This is a genomic window from Flavobacterium sp. (assembly GCF_047602195.1).
In the GTDB taxonomy this organism is placed as follows: domain Bacteria; phylum Bacteroidota; class Bacteroidia; order Flavobacteriales; family Flavobacteriaceae; genus Flavobacterium.
This window is the reverse complement of record NZ_JASGHW010000002.1, coordinates 422971-440970: the sequence shown is the minus strand read 5'-3', so window position 1 is coordinate 440970 and position 18000 is coordinate 422971. Positions and strand designations below refer to the sequence as shown.

General features: G+C 41.4%; 18 protein-coding genes. 6 read left to right on the top strand and 12 right to left on the bottom strand.

Annotated features, from left to right (window positions below; genetic code table 11):
- Nucleotides 1-9: 9 nt before the first annotated feature.
- Nucleotides 10-1350, bottom strand: coding sequence for a T9SS type A sorting domain-containing protein (locus tag QM717_RS02925; protein WP_415034660.1), 1341 nt, complete (start codon nucleotides 1348-1350; stop codon nucleotides 10-12).
- Between the two features lie 99 nt (nucleotides 1351-1449).
- Here QM717_RS02925 and QM717_RS02920 point away from each other — a divergent pair, with 99 nt between their 5' ends.
- The 6 genes from QM717_RS02920 to QM717_RS02895 all read left to right on the top strand — a co-directional run bounded on the left by QM717_RS02920 (nucleotide 1450) and on the right by QM717_RS02895 (nucleotide 6706).
- A complete protein-coding gene (locus tag QM717_RS02920; protein WP_415034658.1) occupies nucleotides 1450-1704 on the top strand; it encodes a hypothetical protein in 255 nt (84 codons plus the stop codon).
- A gap of 130 nt (nucleotides 1705-1834) precedes the next feature.
- A complete protein-coding gene (locus QM717_RS02915) occupies nucleotides 1835-2314 on the top strand; it encodes a hypothetical protein (RefSeq protein WP_415034656.1) in 480 nt (159 codons plus the stop codon).
- Nucleotides 2315-2317: 3 nt separating this feature from the next.
- Nucleotides 2318-3055 (top strand): UPF0489 family protein, encoded by a 738-nt coding sequence (locus tag QM717_RS02910; protein ID WP_415034654.1) that lies wholly within the window; start codon nucleotides 2318-2320, stop codon nucleotides 3053-3055.
- An 11-nt stretch (nucleotides 3056-3066) separates the two neighbouring features.
- Nucleotides 3067-5325 carry a hypothetical protein gene (locus QM717_RS02905; protein ID WP_415034652.1) on the top strand — a complete coding sequence of 753 codons (2259 nt, stop codon included), beginning with the start codon at nucleotides 3067-3069 and terminating at the stop codon, nucleotides 5323-5325.
- 150 nt (nucleotides 5326-5475) lie between these two features.
- Nucleotides 5476-5799, top strand: coding sequence for a hypothetical protein (locus QM717_RS02900; RefSeq protein ID WP_415034650.1), 324 nt, complete (start codon nucleotides 5476-5478; stop codon nucleotides 5797-5799).
- Nucleotides 5800-5809: 10 nt separating this feature from the next.
- Nucleotides 5810-6706 (top strand): hypothetical protein, encoded by an 897-nt coding sequence (locus QM717_RS02895; protein ID WP_415034648.1) that lies wholly within the window; start codon nucleotides 5810-5812, stop codon nucleotides 6704-6706.
- A 48-nt stretch (nucleotides 6707-6754) separates the two neighbouring features.
- On the opposite strand, the gene QM717_RS02890 is transcribed toward QM717_RS02895, so the two are convergent.
- The 11 genes from QM717_RS02890 to QM717_RS02840 all read right to left on the bottom strand — a co-directional run bounded on the left by QM717_RS02890 (nucleotide 6755) and on the right by QM717_RS02840 (nucleotide 17802).
- A complete protein-coding gene (locus tag QM717_RS02890; RefSeq protein ID WP_415034646.1) occupies nucleotides 6755-7093 on the bottom strand; it encodes a hypothetical protein in 339 nt (112 codons plus the stop codon).
- Nucleotides 7084-7485: a hypothetical protein gene (locus tag QM717_RS02885; RefSeq protein WP_415034644.1), complete on the bottom strand. Its 402-nt coding sequence runs from the start codon at nucleotides 7483-7485 to the stop codon at nucleotides 7084-7086. The genes QM717_RS02890 and QM717_RS02885 overlap by 10 nt, the downstream gene beginning before the upstream one ends.
- 193 nt (nucleotides 7486-7678) lie before the next feature.
- Complete coding sequence (locus tag QM717_RS02880; protein ID WP_415034642.1) at nucleotides 7679-8077, bottom strand: hypothetical protein; 399 nt, start codon at nucleotides 8075-8077, stop codon at nucleotides 7679-7681.
- Nucleotides 8061-10754, bottom strand: a complete 2694-nt coding sequence (gene mobF, locus QM717_RS02875; protein WP_415034640.1) for a MobF family relaxase — start codon at nucleotides 10752-10754, stop codon at nucleotides 8061-8063. The genes QM717_RS02880 and mobF overlap by 17 nt, the downstream gene beginning before the upstream one ends.
- Before the next feature lie 174 nt (nucleotides 10755-10928).
- Complete coding sequence (locus QM717_RS02870; RefSeq protein WP_415034638.1) at nucleotides 10929-11759, bottom strand: hypothetical protein; 831 nt, start codon at nucleotides 11757-11759, stop codon at nucleotides 10929-10931.
- Nucleotides 11756-13261 carry a type IV secretory system conjugative DNA transfer family protein gene (locus QM717_RS02865; protein WP_415034636.1) on the bottom strand — a complete coding sequence of 502 codons (1506 nt, stop codon included), beginning with the start codon at nucleotides 13259-13261 and terminating at the stop codon, nucleotides 11756-11758. The genes QM717_RS02870 and QM717_RS02865 overlap by 4 nt, the downstream gene beginning before the upstream one ends.
- A 7-nt stretch (nucleotides 13262-13268) precedes the next feature.
- Entirely contained in the window at nucleotides 13269-13523 is a 255-nt protein-coding gene (locus QM717_RS02860; RefSeq protein WP_415034634.1) for a hypothetical protein, read from the bottom strand.
- 2 nt (nucleotides 13524-13525) lie between these two features.
- Entirely contained in the window at nucleotides 13526-13795 is a 270-nt protein-coding gene (locus QM717_RS02855) for a helix-turn-helix domain-containing protein (RefSeq protein WP_415034632.1), read from the bottom strand.
- A gap of 118 nt (nucleotides 13796-13913) precedes the next feature.
- The gene (locus QM717_RS02850) at nucleotides 13914-15335 is read right to left on the bottom strand and encodes a hypothetical protein (RefSeq protein ID WP_415034630.1); all 1422 of its coding nucleotides are present in this window, start codon (nucleotides 15333-15335) and stop codon (nucleotides 13914-13916) included.
- A 10-nt stretch (nucleotides 15336-15345) separates the two neighbouring features.
- Entirely contained in the window at nucleotides 15346-16287 is a 942-nt protein-coding gene (locus QM717_RS02845) for a hypothetical protein (protein WP_415034628.1), read from the bottom strand.
- Nucleotides 16288-16587: 300 nt separating this feature from the next.
- Nucleotides 16588-17802, bottom strand: a complete 1215-nt coding sequence (locus tag QM717_RS02840) for a tyrosine-type recombinase/integrase (RefSeq protein WP_415034626.1) — start codon at nucleotides 17800-17802, stop codon at nucleotides 16588-16590.
- Nucleotides 17803-18000 lie beyond the last annotated feature (198 nt).

Sequence of the window (18000 nt, the reverse complement as noted above, 5' to 3'; positions counted from 1 at the left end):
CTGCATAAATTATTCTTTAATAAAACTTTCGCTAAAACTCTCACTCCCAGTCTCAATCCGAAGCATATATAATCCTGCCGCCAGTGCCGATATGTCTAAAGCATTCCCTTGTGGTATAAGGGGAAATTGCCTGCCACCAATATCATAGGCAGCGGCAGCCTTGACATCGACACCGGATATATTGAGCCTGGCAGTGGCAGGATTTGGATAAAGGATAACCGAAATTATATTGTTGCTTTCAACCTTCAAGGGTGTGCAAGCATATTGTATCGCGCTTACTGATGGGATGCCGCTATCACCCACAAGAGCCGTATCGCCCCAAGCCCAAAAAGTGCCATCCTGCTTGACCGCCCCGCCTTGTTGAAATCCAGCGAAAGAATCAACCCAATCTGTCTCATCGCCAATTTGCGTAGGAACGGAGTAATCACCGTTGCTATTTCCATTACCGAGTTGCTGATATGCATCATTTCCCCACGCCCACAATGTGCCATCCGTTTTGGTCAGCATGGCAAATGAAGACGCTTCATAACGTTTTACGGCTATGTTCAGCCAATTTTCATCTGTTCCGACCTGTTGCGGTATTGAGCTATTGATACCAAGCCCGGTCGTGGTATTTCCCCAAGCCCAAAGCGTGTTATTCGTTTTCAATGCGAAAGATAATCTCGTTCCTGCGTCCACATGCCGCCAGTCCGAGACCGTTCCAATCTGCACCGGAATGTTGCTGTCGATGATCGTCCCAATGCCAATCTGCCCGTTATTGTTCCAACCCCAGCCCCATAACGTGCCATTGGTCTTTAATGCCAGACAATGCCTGCCATTCCCTGAAATATGATTCCAGTCCGAATCCGTGCCGATTTGTACCGGAACATTGCTAACATAATTGACGTTCGCGCCATTTCCGAGATAGCCGTTGTCATTCGTTCCCCACGCCCACAAAGTACCATTTGCCTTGATCGCTAACGTTCCGCGCTCACCCGCCGCAACTTCCTTCCAGTCATTTGCTGACCCGATTTGCACAGGCGAAGCAGCATTGCCGCCGGAGCCGTTACCTAGTTTTTCGTGACTGTCGCTGCCCCACGCCCAAAGCGTGCCGTCGGCTTTAATGGCGACAGTATGTGTTGCCCCCGCCGAGGCGTATTTCCATGAATCAGTGCTGATCGATACAGGCATTGGTCGGTCTGTTGTTGTTCCGTCCCCAATTTGCCTTTGTCCGTTTTCGCCCCAACCCCAAAGCGTTCCGTCTTGGCTGATGGCGATAAAATGCTGTTCTCCCGCAGTGATTTTTTGAAAACATTGCGCAGATAAATACCCTGACACCGCGAATAACGCGGCGGTAATGATTGCTTTCATATCGTCTTGGATTTTAGAATGATAGCAAAGATATTATTTTCGGAGAAAACTCCGAATAAAATTTTAAGTTTTTAATCATGCGATTTTGACTTTTGCTACATGCAAGGTCAATTAAATGAAATAAAAGCAGAAGTCACGCGTCGTATTCATGAAAGATTCATGGAAAAATACGGTGGTAATAAATTAAGGTTTGCAAAAGACGCAGGATGTGACGAAAAAACTTTAAGACTGCTTTTTGATGAAGGATCAGGAATGACTTTGAATCTCCTTTTTAAACTTGCAAAAGCATTGAATGTTAGCGCGAGCGAATTACTGTCAGACCTGGCCTTAAAAGACAAAATCTCCGACCTTTAGACAAAATTGTAGTCGTTAAACGTTATTCCTATTATTATTTATATATTGCATCCAATTAGACAATTGATCTAGTGGAAGTGTGACTTTTACGACATCTTGTAGATACAATAATAATCCTAAAATATAAACTATGAATTATCTTTTATTCGGAGGCACACAAGCTGTGGGCAAAAGCAATGCTATATATCGATTGGCACTATGGTTAAAAAATAAAAAGAATTTTAAGGTTTTGGCGGGCATACTTCCGGCAAGCTTTAGCGACTTTTCGGTTATAATGAGTGGTCTAGACAAGAATGGAAATGAAATCATCGTTATCATTAACGCCGCTACAGACACAGAAGAATTAATCGATCGTTTTAAGAAATTTATGACCGATCATAACTTTAAATATCATGCCGTTATATCATCGATACGTGATAAGAGCTACGACTTAAGACAATACTTTATCACAACGTTCAATCTGTCAAAAACCAAAGATGTTATCGCAGAAATCCCTCTAGCAAAAATTAATAAAAATGGAAATAACTATGATGACCGCTTCAAGTGGTACGAAGAACAAATAGACGAACTGGCAATATACCTATTAGCAAACAATCCTTTTAATATCTAAAAAATGGATATAATTATAAATAAAGGTAGAAACGCTTCCGGTGCCTATACACTGAACTTGTTGGCGAAAGATGGGAAAACTTTCGTGATGGATAATCATCTTGCGGCTGGTTGGTGCTGGCTTCAAAAATTAGACACTGAGAAACAATATAATTTATTTCACATTGATAGACATTACGATCTTCTAAATAGTCAAACAGACTGGTGGATAAATGCGCTTCAAGCGCAACAAGTTGATATTTCAACTATCAGTATTGAAGATTTGCTCACACTTCAGTATGTGAATGAAGATATGCCCACGATGGATCCTTATCAGATTTTTAGATGGGATAATTACATCACAATTCTTAATCGTTTATATCCATCACTATTTGGATATTGTAAGTTTGCCACGCATAAAGACGGAAGTACGATTGATGAAATCGAGATGTATGAAACTGATCCTTGGGATTTAACAGATAACCTATCGTATTGGATTAATGAAGGAGGCAATTCAGACTGGATTGTGAATCTTGACATTGATTACTTTTTCACAAGCTACGGAAATGGAAAATTCATCCAGTTGTTCCATGATGAATATATAGTCAAAATAGCTAAAGAGATTAAAAAAAGCATGCCACGAATAGCTGTCTTCACCATAGCACTCAGCCCTGAATTTTGCGGTGGTTGGAAAAATGCGTTTAGAGTTTTAGAAATAATTGCAGATATATTAGATTTGGATATTTCAAACTTTGATAAATAAATATGTGGAGCTTGGATAATATAATCGAAATCTGTGTTGCGATTGATATTGCAATCCTAGGTATCGCTTATCCGATTCTGATTGATAAAATCTCAGGCATTGGTGAGAAATACCAGTCAAATTATCTATCCAACGTCTTCAACGCTGAATTCCCTCAACGAGCATTTAAATTTAAATGGCGAAAAAGACCACGAGAGATTTCGGTATTCAAACTCATCCTTTACGCAACGATATGTTCATTTTTATTGCTTATAATCAACGCCAAACCTTGGTTTAGCTGGGACAACCCAATCATCAATAATTCTGCGAAAATTATTGTCTTTATTCTCTCTGCCTCCCTGACAATCTGCTTTTTCAAATGGCTTGATTTGGTAATTTTGTTCAACGGCAAAGCGACTTCCGTTTTGCATTACCTGACTTCACGCTATCAGGCAAAACCATCGGCACAGGAAGATTATCATTTAAAGACAATCAATGAGTTTGCGGTCTATGCCATCGACAGGCAGGACGAGCATTTGCAAGAAACGCTCTTGGAATTTTACTACCTCGTATTCTCAAAAATAAGGCAAGATCACGACCGGAGTAAGCCAATCGTTTACCCCTTTGATTTATATGAAATGGTCTACCGCCTTTGTTATAAGCTCAACAGCATCGAGAACAAATATTTGCTTGCGTTGGAACACCGTGCGGTAAGTGGCATCTGGTTACTTGGCGAAGACTTTGAGGAGATAGAAATTTCAGAAGAAACCTATTCATGGCTATGGCGAATTCTAAACACAATCCATGAAAGAGAAAAATTCGTGCGAATGTATTGGTCAAGAGCGCACCAGTATTACGAAATGCAAATGCCTTACATCATGTCTGAATATGACGAGGCTTTTCAAATAACGAACGAAGAAGAAGTCGAAAAAAGAAAGCGGGAAAAAGAAAGATTTCTTGAATTCCATTTTGCGCTTGGCGGCCTGTTGCTCTACCGGAAGCAGTACAGCACAATAGACTATATCTTTCACTATACCCAATCACAACCACCTAGATACGTGTTGCTTCCCGAAAGCATGACACCGATTTTTAAATGGTTTGAGCTTTTCTCAAACGAGTTCAAGCATCGGGGAGAACCGCTCGACTATAAATATTACTTTCCCGAACTGGATAATCTCGGCAATCGGAGAGCTGTGAATTACTGGATGTGTAGTTACATGGCGTTACTTTTCGTACGTCTCTACTCAATGAATGAATATTTCACCTATCAAAACTTCACCGCGCAACCGAACCTCCCTGATAAAATATATGAGTTGCGCGACTGGCTGGATGCTGTGCCCCACTTTGAACGTTGCTTGAAGAACTTGTTGGAAAATGAAGATCTTATAGAAGCACTTGGCTATGAAACCATCGTCGCAGAAAAAAGAGAAAGCTTTTTTAAATATCTTGATGAACTGAAAGCGAGTATCGTGGCGAAACTCGGCGAGCAAAAGCTCAATGCACCGTTATCGGTTGAAAAACTGAATCAGTTCAAGGCATCTTCCAGAGAAATCATTACTAATGCTTTCACAGAATATAATCAAATTGCCAATACTGGCGCATATGTTGAAGAAGACAACGACCTTAAGCTTACCATTATTGGACAGACCAATCTTACCAATAAGTCATCGTTCCTTGATGATACGGGCGTTGCGCATTTGAATTACGACACAATCCTCGCCAGTACGATTGCCTCACAGAGCATCCGTAAATACATTCCGAATTCCTTTGTCACAGCGAGAACCAGACGTTATCTCCTTAATCCCGAAAATATTGTTCAAGGCATCCAGAAACTTATTGGGAACAGGAAAGATGTCGTTATCGTGGCAATTAATTTGACATGGAATACAAGAGAAATTCTTCAAAAGTTCCAGCCTCAACTTAAGGAAATCCGAGGCTCCGAACACAGGTTGCAGGATATGCTTTTTGTCTTGAAAAGAAGCGACCTCCCTTATCTGGTTCACAAAGAACTAGGCGCAAATGTTGTCGAAGAAAAACGCTTCGAGCGCATTGATGAAGACCTGAATATTTACACGGCAGTCCTCGATCTGAGTCAGGCTGAAAATGCCTCGGTACGTGAAAAATGGAGCAAGGAAGATTTAGAAGATGAGGCTAAAATTCAGATTACGATTGCGTTGCTGACGCTCATTATCTATAAGAATAGCCGTGATATTGTTCAACTAAATATTGCGTCAAGGTATAAAGAACAAGGGATTCAGAATAGTTTAGAAGACATTGATTCATTTAAGTAGCATATTGTTTCGTGTGAAGAATTGACCATATAAATAAGTGCACTAAAAACAGAGTACTTATAGACTAAGAAACTCAATAATATGTGTAAACCATGCCTTCTTTTGATTTAAAAATTATGTAACTTTACAAGAATCAAATAATTGCGTATTATGATGACGAAGGAAAAAACTCAAGATGCTGATCTCGGAGAAAATGACGTGCCGAATAATGAGAAATCGCCAAAATCCTATAGTAAACCCACTGACCCCTATGGGTCTAGTCTTGCCTACTTCTTTAAAAAAGTTATGCCAACTAATGAGCGGCAACGAAAGCTTTATGCTGAGTTTACAACGTATGCTGATTTGAAACCCTTTATCAAAGTAGAGAAAGATAATGACGGCATTTTAATTAGCTTAGAAATTAAAAAAGACTCGGAAAATGACTATGAAGCGACAAGAGCTAGACTAATTTCTGAAGGCGTGCAACTTCCTTAAATTTTATCTATTGGATATCTCAAATACATTATTAGCTACCTCAATTTTTATATTTTTTTTGTTTCCCGGGTTTGTATTTCTGCGATCATTTTGGGCAAGCGATAAAGGTACACTGACAGCAAGTAATTTTTACAATTACTTACTATACTCAACTTTTATCTCTACAGTAATTTATCTCCTTGCCCTTAGCGCATTCAATTTATTCTCGCTAATATTATGGCCTTTATTAGATAGATATGTTGGGATTTCACTAACAAAGTTTGCAACAAATATTGCTAGTAAAAAAGTCGATTTCGACGCTCTATTTGTCGGAATTTATAAATTATTGACTTGTTCTTTCATAGCATATTTTATTGGATTTTTTTTGGGGAAATATTTTCGGGAATTAATAATTAGAAAAAATTGGGATTTAAAATTTCCAATGCTGGAATTTCAAAATCACTGGTTCTATTTACTAACAGTCAGAAAATTTCTTTATAATAATTCTATAGTTTCAAACAGCTACACCGTTGTAGTCTACATTTTATATCAAGCGGGACAGTCCTTGATACTTTACAAAGGAGAGGTGAAAACTTTTTTTCTTAAAGATGAAGAATTGGAACACATTGTCATTGATAATGTCTTTAGGACATCTATTACCCAATGGGAAGAAATAAGATTAAGATCCATTGGCCTTCATAACCCTATAACATTCGATCTTGGACTTGTTACAGCATCATGCCAATTCGATAAACATAAGGTTAGTCTGGATGGAAAAATACAAGCCATTAATCACAAACATGATGTTCTAAAAGAGATTGATAAAATCAATAACGAAGTACCTAAATACATTATTCCCAACTCACTAATCTTAAAAGCATCTGATATTCGTGGTCTAACAATTTCATATGTAGATCGACTTTCGTGATATCGCGTTGTATACTGGGGATTCATTGCAAATTATTAGGCGATTGTTTCAATAAAGAATATAAAGAAGTCCAAAAAACAGTCCCAGTGCAAGTGAGGCCATTATCATTCTTGTAAGCCTTTTTGCAGGTAGTGTTCCAATATCATAATTTCCCTCGTCAACCCGCAAAATAAAGTATTGCACTCCAACAATACAGATAATAGAACAAAGAGCAAAGCAAATTACAGACATAAAAAAACTCGCCTTAGTGACGAGTGAAGTTTGTGTTTGACCGTAAGATAAGATTCCCGCGATCATTATGGCGCTTAAACCTGCGTAAAGCTTAAATGTTTCGATAAGCAGGTTTAAAGCTCGTTCTTTGTGATTTGTTGTTTCCATTAGTGACATAAGCCAAATATTTTAAAGTTTTCGCAAGCCGTCAAATTATTCTTGATCTCTTTTAAAGTACCTCGTCCTTCTTTCTTTACTTCAGCACGTTTTTCGATAATGAGTTTGACCAGTTCTCTTGTAGCTTGTTCGGCATATTTTTCAGCTTTTTGTAATTCTAAAGCTTTAATTTGCTGACGCCGATTTTTGCTCAACCCTCTTAATCTTTTAGAGTATATTTTTGCATGAACATTTTTCTGCAAATCTTCTACGTGAAAGACATCTTCTATCTCTTCACGAAGGCCCAATATAAAAATTACACTTTTACGTTCTTCTTCAGTTAATTCGTTTGTCAATTTATCAAATTTGCTTTGGAACACTCTCCAAAGGCGTTCGGTAAAGTTTGGTTGCATCTTCTACTTGGTTAAGGCTAATTTATAAAATAACTCGATGTGTCGCAGAGCGCGATATTTTTAAGTTCCTAACAAACTTACTAACAATATTATAAAAATCAACATTAACTGCAAAGAATTTTATTACTTTTTGCAATAATTAGCATTATTTACTTCAATTAACGTCTCGTGACTACATTATATTGTATGAAGGTTACACTTGTGTTTCAGTAATCGTAATCTCTTCCACATAAATTTCATCTTCCAATTTAGTTGCTTCATAACGTTTTTCCTTACAGGCAATCTTTTGAGGAATTTGATGCAAAAGCTTGTCGTAAAGTAAATCCAGCCTACTTCCTTTAAGTGTTATCGCAGCTATACCGCGAAAGTTCAGAACAAGCGTATTTTCCTCCGGCGTAAAGATGCCGTTCGTCAGATCGCTATAATTGAAGAACTGCTTTTGACCATCAGCCAAAACGAACGCAAGATTGCGGATATGACCTGGCTTAACGAAGTTTTCGTTTTCGACTTCGCTTTCCTCTGACGGTTTTTGCGGGCTGATCTTGCCCAGCTTCCGTTTTTTATGCTGATCGAATTTATCTGTCAGGCTCATGGTTACGGTTCTTTTGAATTGTTATTGTTTGCTGCTGCTTGAATTCAAGCGAAAGGTTTCTATCCCTGTGCCTGCCGTCCATTAACTCCAGAGCGGACTGGCGGTCGCCGGGTTCCTTTACCTGTTCCAGTAGTTCTCCCTTGTTATCGGTAAACAGATGCGCCTTTTGTTTTCCGCGCGAGATAGAGACGTAGAATTGCTTTGCGTTGCTCGCATTGAAGGTCGTCGAAGGTTGGTAGATAAAAACTTCATCCACCGTTTTGCCCTGCGACGCATGTGAAGTAACGCATTGTCCGTAATTGATACAGCCAAAACCTTTATCGATGTGATAGGTGTTTTTGCTTTTCTCATGCTGTAATTCGATCTCTCCGTTTTTTAAGACGCGTGTAACGGTGAGGATTGTGCTGTTTTCAAGTTTCTTGCCGTTTCGGTCAGTGCTTCCCTCGGTAATCACCACCCGGTCGCCTTTGGATAGCGAAATTTTCTCCAAAGCATAAAGCTGAAAATCCTTGCTTCTTTTGGTTGGCACGGGCTTTCTCTCGCCGTCGCTATTGACAAGCAGAACTTCATTGCCGTTCTTTTCGACCGTCCAGAGGCTTCCCCGCGCAAATCCTGGCACATTTTGCTGAAACTTGACGATTTGACCATCTTCATAGTTGCGGGTATCTGCACGCTCGGCTTCGGTCAGATTCAGGTTCTTCAGGCGCAGGACATCGATTTCCTTGCGCCCAAGCATTCCGTCCTCTCTCATCCGCGCCCGTATGCGCCCGGTAATCTCTGACCCCTGCGCGTGGGTCGGGCAGACGACCAGTGCCGACTTGCCGGACTTCAACGCATCCATATAACCATCGACCAGAGCATCGTCTGCGGAATCCCGCTCAATGGCCTTGATGAAGCCGAGTTTATCGAGTTTGCTGAAACCGTTTGCGACTTTGCCATCCGACAAATCCTTGACCGCGCTTTTATATTCCCGGCTTTCCTGACGGTAAATTTTGGTGACTTCGGCAACACGGACATTGGCGAATTTGTTAAGGATTCGCAATGCATCGCCCCGAACCACGCTTGCATGCTGCCTTGTATCACCGCCGAGGATAAGCTGCGCATTTTGCTCGGTTGCGATCTCCAGAAGAGAAGTCATGTCCTTTGTGCCGAGCAAACCCGCTTCATCCACCCATAGCACTTGCCCCTTAAGCCGCGCCTGCATTTCCTTGTCCATCAGCAGCCGCGCAACGGTGTCCGCGCCGGCAATACCTTCGTCCTCTCTAAGAACACCGCGGGAAGCCTGTGCCGTTGGTGCAACTACGGTAACTTCCTTACCCTTTGCCTCGAATTTTTCCATCGCTTCGCGCAAGATTGTTGTCTTGCCAGTTCCCGCCGCCCCGCGAATAATCGAGACGCGGTTAGCCGTTGTCAGGATATGCTCGACCGCCGCCGCCTGCTGTCCGAACAAGGTCAGTTCCGGCGCGGTGTCGTAAAGCGGTATCAGCTTGCCCTGACCTTGCTTCGCCAGTTCGACCATGCGCTTTTCTTCGCCGAGCACGCCAATTTCCGTACACATGCGGCGCGATCCTTCCATGACATGAATCAGCTTGTTATCGGCATCGAAAGCTGCCCTGATTTCGCCGCTGCCTATTTTTGTGCCGATGCTGTGGCGGCAGGCCGTTTCCAGCATCTTCCGCTCCGGTACGACCGAAGCCCGCTCGAAATGATGCCGCTTCGCATGTTCAAGGCACAGTGTCGCCGTCAGGACAGGAATCGCGGCGGGGCTGGGTGCAAAGCGCACAACCCCGCCGCTTTTCCCGTCTTCTCCAAGCCGCTCGATTTGCTGTCGCCATTCGCCTCTAAGCTCTGCCATATCGCGGCCTTTTTGCTTGGAAGCACGGCTTCGCGCACCGAGCTGATCCAGTTCCTTAGCAGTGCTGATGCCCTTTTCCTTGGCAATGCGTCCGATCTCGTCCGTGCGCTTGCAGAACAGGTCTATGACCTTTTGCGGCACGCCGTCGATTTCAAAGGATTTATCGGTTTTGCGGATATTGTAACCTAAATCCGAAAGTCGGTCGGAAAGCGACTTGTGGAACATGGCTTGGTAATAGGGCATATCCCGTTTGATGTCGCGGAATTCGCCCGCCTTAATGCGTTCTTCCGTCGCATCCCAAGTTGCATTGAAAACGAAGCAATGACTATGCAGATGCGGGTCTGGCACTTGCCCTTCGATTGGCCTTGCCGTCTGATGGGTAAAATGCGCCCAGGCAAGCTCGCTGGTGTCTCTCGTGCCTTGTTGCCCCTTCATGCGCACCAGCGTCTTTGCATCGTCCTGTATGGACTGCATTGCCTCTGTGACGCTATACTGAAAAGCTTTGAGGATATGGTCATCTTGGCTAAAGGCGTGAAGAATGGAAACCGACTTCGGGCAATGGAAATTGATGTCATAGCCGATCTTGCGGTTTTCTTTGGTACGTGGCGTGAGGTTATCGCCCGTTCCCGGATGCTGATTCTCGCAAAGCGCAAAAAACGCATCCTTCATTTCGAATGTGTCCAAGCCCAATCGGTCAGCCAATCGTCCTTGCCAAAACCCCGGCAATTCCTGATCGCTGACGTAATAGTCGGATTTCGCCAACGCATCCTTGAAATAGGATTTGGCATGTCCGGCAGACTGGCTTTGGATCATTCGTATCATATCTTAAGCTTATAACGACTTTACGGAAATCGGCCTCGATTCCCTCCGCCGTTAATGACAAAGAAAGGTCGCCATTGCCCGAAAGCTGTCCTAAGCACAGCCCCCGACACAAACCGCCCACCCCTCATTTAAGTAAAATTAGTATCAGACATCTCGTCTAAGCAGAGCTTGAGACTATTCAGCGACGAGCGTTTCTTCATTTTCCATCATCAGAGGCATAATCTTTTGGAGGTATTCCTTCGAGTCCGGGCGACGACCCCGGAAGCGAAAACCGCGTGTTTCTTCTTCGGTTGCGCCGTTGATGAAGGAGTTTTCAAGTTCCTCGTTACAGATGATTTCGTCGATTTTATCCATGATAAAATTATCTCCGCTATCCCATGCAGCAATATAGCTCGTGCTGTATGCCATGCTGCAAATAACCAGAAGCCATCCCAGATATTGCCCGATAAGAAGAAAAGCGCAGCCTGCTATGAAGAATACTGCGGGTTCAAGCAAACATTCTGTTAGGCGATAATTTTTTGACTTTTTAAAGAACGGCAACCGATACATGAAAGGGTTCAAAGTACCGTCGCTAAGGCTGAAGCGTTTAAAATAAAAAACGCCGGGCTTCCGTTGTTGATCCCTGTGATGCTTTAAGGACAGTATTATGAATGCCACTAGAAATACATACCAAAGGATATAATGTGTCCACAGCGAGCCGGAGGATTCCACCATAGGTGGTTGGGAATATGTGTCTAAGCTTTGTATGTCGAAAACCTCTTCCTTATTGCCGACAGCAGCCAATTTAGCGGCAAAGCGCATTAAAATGATGGGTAACGCGCCGACAATTACCGCGACTGTAATGGCGGATGATAGCCTGAAATAACGCTCTCCAAAGTTATGCCGGATGAACACTTCTAAGAGCAGCCGTGCGTATGATGATATATAGCCGAAAGTTGAAAGAATAAGCTGCCGGATGATATTTTCTCTTTTGTGGACAGAGCGGTAGTAAAGATTTTTCTTCATGTTTGTTGGTTTTTGGTTGGACTATAATTTTGGTCAAAGCTGACCTTAGAGAAATTCTGATTATCCTTGAATGCGTCGCCTTGAATATGCAGAAAGGCTTCGACCTTGAAGTTATTGGTTGGACTGCCTGTTTTTAGGCGCACAAACGCCTCTGGTCTTACTGCGCGGTCGATTTTAAGGCTTCGCGTGCGGGAAGAGGAGAAGTTGCCTGCTGCCGTCGCCGACCGTGATGTTTCTTCGTAATATTCATCACCAATCAATTCGGAAGCGTAGCGATTGGTTTCCACATCGGCATTGGCGTGGAAAATCTTTGTCGCCAATGTGCCGAGAAAGCTTTCCACCTTGAATTTGGACTTTGCGCCGCCCATATTGGCGTGATAATTCGGCAGGTTCTGCGAGATATAAACCGTTGCGATCCGGCTGCTGCGTGCCGTCGCCTGATAATCCGCGTCATGCTCATGGAGGAAATTTTGCGCCTCGTCCGCCCAAAGAAAAAGTGGACGTTCATTGACCTTGATGTCGCGCCTTTCCATTGCCCGCTGCCAGATATATTTAAACATGATCTGGCTGTCGCGGCCTATCTTTTGATGCAGCTTTACGGGCAGATTTATCAAGATAATCTTCCCGTCAAGGCAGACCTCTGGCGTGAATGTCGATGCACGGCTGCAAAAGAGCGTATAAACGGGATCGCGCAAAAGCCGATAGAGAAACCCTGAAAAAGAAAAATCGATGATCGAGCGCGTTTTTTCGCTTAGATTGAAATATGTCTCGCCAAAGAATTCATCGACAAGTTTGAGCGTTCGGGCATCGGATATTGCCTCACAAGTAGCCTCGTCATGTTCTCGTTCGGAAGTAAGGCGCTGCAAGTTTTCCACTGACAGTCCGTTTTCCCATTCATCGACCTGCTTTAAGACATTCTTCTTTGCCTCTTCAAAAGCATGCTCATAAGCCGATACTTGTTCATCACTAACGTTGTCCGGCTTTGGTATGGATTGCACGATGTCATACATGCGCCGCACTGATACTTTGCCGTAGGCCAGTTTGCAAAGGTCAATCACATTAAAAATCAGCATGTCGAGCGCATTTTCCCAAAAAGGATCGTCGCCCTTGCCGCCGCCCTTCTCATCCGATGCACGTATGACGGTTTTAAGAACCTCTACAATATTTTCCGTCATGCCGTCGCCCCTGCTTTCATAGTCGAGGAAATTGAAATAGTGCGGGCATCCGGGTTCGATAATCATCAAGTCCTGTTCGCGTCCGGCAAGTCTGCAATATTTCTCCCAAAGTTCTTTCTCGTCGGGCTTTACCGTGAGGACAAGGCCGCCGAATCCGGCGGAGAGATATTTAACAGCAAGCATCCGACCGGAGCCGGAAGTCTTGCCTGAGCCTATGCCACCAAATATTTGAACACCTTCTACGGCATTTCGTAACGTCCAGCGGCTATGTGCCGACTGATTCCCGCTGAAATTGATAAGAGTTGTGTCCAGATCGAATGCCTCCATGTAATTTTTATTCTCTGTCAAAATCCCTTTCTTGGGATTTTTCTGCTTTGCTCGGCGTTTCCTTTGCTGCCCACTTCGCGCGATTGTTTCTTACCTGATCGAGCGCATATTGCTTTCGACCATCCTTGAAGCCGCCGACACGCGGCACATCAGTTTCGATTGTCGCCAGTCTGTCGGCTAGGTCAGGTAGATGCTGCGTTATCAGATAGCCCTCATTGAAGCCCTTGATGTATTCCGATGTTTCTCTGTCTTGTTCCGGCATGGTCAAAAAGTGTTGCGCGCATGTTTTTCGAGATAGTCATTAATGCTATCCCGATCATACGAAATGAGTTTCTTTTGCGGCTGTGAATAACGTATCTTTCCCTCGTCGCGAAGGTTTTGCAGCGTCGTTTTGGACTTGATATTAAGAAGACGCATGGCTTCCTCGTCGGAAACCCATTTATCTTCCTTTAAACCGTTTTCTTTTTTGAGACGTGCATAGACCTCCTCAACAAGCGCGTAAAAGGCCGCTTCTTGCAAGCAGATGACTTCCATAAAATTTTAAAATGTGAATAGGAATCCTTTTAAAAAAAGGACAACTAAAATTTTGACGAGCAGCATGTGTGATAAGACTTATATTAATTTTAATTAGCACTACCAGTTAAAACATAAATTAAGGGGTTGAAGTGGCAGAAAATAGATTGCGTACAATCATAATATCCAGTTTAACTCCAAATGCCGTTGAAGTTTTCCATCTATTATTTTGATAAAACGCAAACTGTTCGCTCGTAACGGGCGTCACTCCAGCTACAAAATTTGGCATTTCGAACGTATTTACCTTACCGTAGTGCCATCCACCAAAAATACTAAGCCCTCTTGCTAACTCCCAATTAATACCGTAGAAAATATTTTCAAAGGATTTATCGCTAACCCCAACTCCAATTGTTGGATAAAATCTTTCATAAATTTTATGGTCATCCAAAAAATTTCTACCTGTAAGTTTATAAAATGGTATCTTGTCTTTATCAAAAAGACTTTCGAGCAAAATGATTGGTGACACATAAAATGAAGCCATCACAGTTACTACACCTTTTGGACTTTCATCAGTTGCCTTAACGACTTGATCTGTTGAACCTGGAAGTTGCACAAGGTTATAAGTCGGATTCGAGAGTTCTGTTTTAACAAGACCAACATCAAAAGAGCCATGATAGGTGGGACTCATTTTTATATCATAAGTATTTAAAACAGTTTTCTCTATCTTATCATCTTTTGTAACAGCGACGATATCAAATGTTATATCGTCGGTCGATGTGGCAAGTAAAAATTTCCTTTCAATTACTTTGTCAAACTTTTCACCACCTTGAAGACTACCCAAGTTCGAACGTATATTGGTATTGTTGAATAACAATGCAGAACTAAATGATCCCGTTTTCTGCTTTATTGAATAACTTACCTTATTAGGTTCAGAAAGTGTAATTGGGTAAATTATATGTACCATGTATTGAGCATTTGATATGCCGGAAGGTACCGTGCCTAGTAGGCTGTTGCCGAGATAATCAAAAAAAACATGTACTATTTTTTTTTCAGCACCTTTAGCTTTGGGATTAATATACCCAAAAGGTGTAATCTCAAGATGGGAATAGTACTGTGCTAAATAGAAATCAATCGAACCTTCCACGCTCAAATTTCCTTTATCGCCTTGTGGTATATCAATCTCTTTTTTCTCCAATATAAAGCGAAATTTGATTAGATCAGTGCGAATTTCAGTTGATGTTGCGTCGAAATGTTTAATAACCATCTCTTTGTCTAAAATATTGATGCCGAAATCTAATTCTGTTTTATTTGCTGTTTTTAGCTCCACAGTTTTACCTCCTACCGTGAATTCTACTTTATGATTCGCAAGCAAATTTGCACATCTTACTGTGATTTTTTTTAAATCCTTATTTTCCTCTGGAACCGGAACATCTTTTCCCTTTACAAAAATGCTGGTAGTCTCCATTTCATTTTCAATAGAAATATACTCAATCTGAAATTGTGAAAATGAATGTAGAGATGTTAAAAGAATAATGCTTAATAGTAACCATTTTGTTCTCATATCATAATATTTAAATTAAAAATAATTGCTTAAAGTCTTCGATTTTATAGAATGGGATAGCAAAGCTACTTTGATCGTCTCCTCCGACAACCAAGCCTAAAACAGCAAATCTTGGTGTTAGAACAAGTCCCCCCGAATCGCCGGATTGAGTAATTTTTGGCGTAATCCGAATTAAATCCTCAAAATAGATATGTGGGTTTTTAGTGTAAAAAACTGCCGAATTATCTGCAATGAATCCGTTTCTCCCGTTTTTATTGTGGAAGGAATAGACTATCAATGGCTTATCTTTAAAAGCTGGTGGATATGGTCTTGCGGTAACTTTCCCTCTTACACGATTACCACCGGGTAAAGCATTCATTGATCCATTAGGCCGCACGGGCAACTCTACGAAGGCAACATCAACTTCATGTGAAATGATACCTTCTTCAAATCGTCCATCTAAATGCGTCGTTGAATTCGTTCTAATACGAACATTGCTTTGACGTTGATCGTCAGGGCGTCTGTAATAGTAATCACCATTTCGAATCATATCTTCTGCAACAACATGATAGTTGGTTATCATAAAAACTCGGCCTTCATTATCCGTTACAAATAATCCTGCGGAACCATATAAGTTACTAAATCTACTATCTACTTGGCTCGCAATACCGTATTGCAATTCAAAATCGCCTGTCATTACTACATCTGTTTTTATGACCCTCTTTTTCCCATCGGGAAATTCAATTTTGAAATGTGGAGGAATTTGTGCATTTACAGATAATTGACTATTATCCTGCTTTTCTCTTACGTGAAAAACAATTGAATAATTTCTTCTTTCAATTTCACCAGTTTTTTTCCTCGCTATTGTAAATCCCACAATATTTTCAGGATGCTTTTTGTGCCACTCTTTGTGCCACTCCTTGATATAATTTTGAAGAAATTTGATTTTTGCGGATGTGGACAGTCTTTTCATTGTAAATATTTATTAAGTTGTGAAAATATGTCGAACAAAAAACCGATAGCCCAAATTTTTCTATGCCGTAAAGCACAGTAAATCAAGGGTATCGGTGGTATTTCAAATAAATATACAAAGAAAAAGTTCTCTTTGAAAAATATTCGTTAAAACGCGAATTTAATCGATGAAATTTAGTTTCAAATTATTCATTTTGAGAATAAACTTTCATTTTTAAATATAATCACAAGTCTAATTGAGAATATTTATCATATCTGCGTTTCATAAGGTTATTTTAAAGATGTGTTTGGAAAATTAAACTTATCCAATCACAAACATAAGGGCGTCATCCGCATCTTTATGAATGAAATTGTTTTGATATCCAACAGTAGTTCTCAAATCACTATGGCGATATAATTTTTGCAACATCTGTACAGGGATTTTATCGGCGGCAATTGTCGCAAAACTATGGCGGGCAATATGTGTCGTGATCTTTCCGTTAATTTCCGCAGCCGGAGCAACTATATCTTTCAGGACTTTGTTTGTCCGGTTAACATGATAGGCGATTTTCTTTTTGACTTCAAATTTGTCTTTGAAATCTTTCACGCCTGTTAAATTGGGGAATACAAGGTCATCATCTGATTTTTTCTGCGCTTCGTATTTGTCCAAAATCAATCTGGCCTTTTCATGGACGACGATAGAGCCAGGCTTATTGTTCTTGCCCATTGTATAATACAGCCTGCCGCTTTTAATATCTGCCCACCGGAGGCGTAAAACATCGGATATACGCATTCCGGCGAAATAATAGGAGGTAAGCCATAAATTGCGCGCGAGGTCATGGGCAGAGTTGTCTAAGGCTACCGCTTCCAGCTTGGCTATATCGTCAAGATCAAGTCCGATTTTGGCTGATGATAGTCTTTTGATCGAAACCTTGTCGGCTCCGAACGGGTAAAATTTGGCATCAATGACGTTTTCTTTGATAGCTTGACTATAAATAGCCCGAATGAGCATGAGGTGATTTGCGATTGTTCTTTCGCTGTTTTTCCTGATGCCTGATAGGTAACCTTTATATCTTTCAAGAAGTGATATTGTAATATCAGAGAAAGCGACATCTTTATCGCCAAGAAATTCTTTAAAAACTTTGAGGCGCGACGTATTGGCGAAATAGGCGTTATAGCTTCCCGCCGCCCTGTTGGTTCCCAAGTAATGTTGCGCTTGCGCAAAAAATGTTGCCGTTGCTTTCGGCTTGATTTTTTGTCTGATAGCGGAAACCGAAACCTGATTTTGCTGTGTTTCCGTTTCAATGATCCTATCGTTCGCTTCGGCTTTTTTTTGGAGGAGAAAATTATTTAGTTGCTTTGAATTTGGATGCGAAGACCTGACGGCTTCTTTTTCTTCATTCCAATCTTCTTCTTTGATGGCATATTCGAGGAAGATATAAGACGGTTTCCTGTCTTTGGTAATTCTTAGCGCAAGCGGGAAAGTGCCATCTTTTTTTGCGCGATATTTGTAAAGGATAATCTTTAAAGTCGCCATAAATGTTCAGTGTTTACAGCAAATATAAGAAACCTTGCTAAAACAATGCTAAAACAAAAATGCTTTTTTTGTGATTTTTGATGACGAGATAAAATATAAAATCCTTTATTTGTAAGGGTTTTAAAGCCAAATCAAACCATATAGATATATAAAATTTGGGTTCGAGCCCCATCTTCTCCACAAATCCTGGACTTCGGT

What these genes read in the sequence shown, in the direction of transcription:
- QM717_RS02925 (WP_415034660.1), bottom strand. Translation starts at nt 1,350, where the DNA reads ATGAAAGCAATCATTACCGCCGCGTTATTCGCGGTGTCAGGGTATTTA.
- QM717_RS02920 (WP_415034658.1), top strand. Translation starts at nt 1,450, where the DNA reads ATGCAAGGTCAATTAAATGAAATAAAAGCAGAAGTCACGCGTCGTATT.
- QM717_RS02915 (WP_415034656.1), top strand. Translation starts at nt 1,835, where the DNA reads ATGAATTATCTTTTATTCGGAGGCACACAAGCTGTGGGCAAAAGCAAT.
- QM717_RS02910 (WP_415034654.1), top strand. Translation starts at nt 2,318, where the DNA reads ATGGATATAATTATAAATAAAGGTAGAAACGCTTCCGGTGCCTATACA.
- QM717_RS02900 (WP_415034650.1), top strand. Translation starts at nt 5,476, where the DNA reads ATGATGACGAAGGAAAAAACTCAAGATGCTGATCTCGGAGAAAATGAC.
- QM717_RS02890 (WP_415034646.1), bottom strand. Translation starts at nt 7,093, where the DNA reads ATGTCACTAATGGAAACAACAAATCACAAAGAACGAGCTTTAAACCTG.
- QM717_RS02885 (WP_415034644.1), bottom strand. Translation starts at nt 7,485, where the DNA reads ATGCAACCAAACTTTACCGAACGCCTTTGGAGAGTGTTCCAAAGCAAA.
- QM717_RS02880 (WP_415034642.1), bottom strand. Translation starts at nt 8,077, where the DNA reads ATGAGCCTGACAGATAAATTCGATCAGCATAAAAAACGGAAGCTGGGC.
- mobF (WP_415034640.1), bottom strand. Translation starts at nt 10,754, where the DNA reads ATGATACGAATGATCCAAAGCCAGTCTGCCGGACATGCCAAATCCTAT.
- QM717_RS02870 (WP_415034638.1), bottom strand. Translation starts at nt 11,759, where the DNA reads ATGAAGAAAAATCTTTACTACCGCTCTGTCCACAAAAGAGAAAATATC.
- QM717_RS02865 (WP_415034636.1), bottom strand. Translation starts at nt 13,261, where the DNA reads ATGGAGGCATTCGATCTGGACACAACTCTTATCAATTTCAGCGGGAAT.
- QM717_RS02860 (WP_415034634.1), bottom strand. Translation starts at nt 13,523, where the DNA reads ATGCCGGAACAAGACAGAGAAACATCGGAATACATCAAGGGCTTCAAT.
- QM717_RS02855 (WP_415034632.1), bottom strand. Translation starts at nt 13,795, where the DNA reads ATGGAAGTCATCTGCTTGCAAGAAGCGGCCTTTTACGCGCTTGTTGAG.
- QM717_RS02850 (WP_415034630.1), bottom strand. Translation starts at nt 15,335, where the DNA reads ATGAGAACAAAATGGTTACTATTAAGCATTATTCTTTTAACATCTCTA.
- QM717_RS02845 (WP_415034628.1), bottom strand. Translation starts at nt 16,287, where the DNA reads ATGAAAAGACTGTCCACATCCGCAAAAATCAAATTTCTTCAAAATTAT.
- QM717_RS02840 (WP_415034626.1), bottom strand. Translation starts at nt 17,802, where the DNA reads ATGGCGACTTTAAAGATTATCCTTTACAAATATCGCGCAAAAAAAGAT.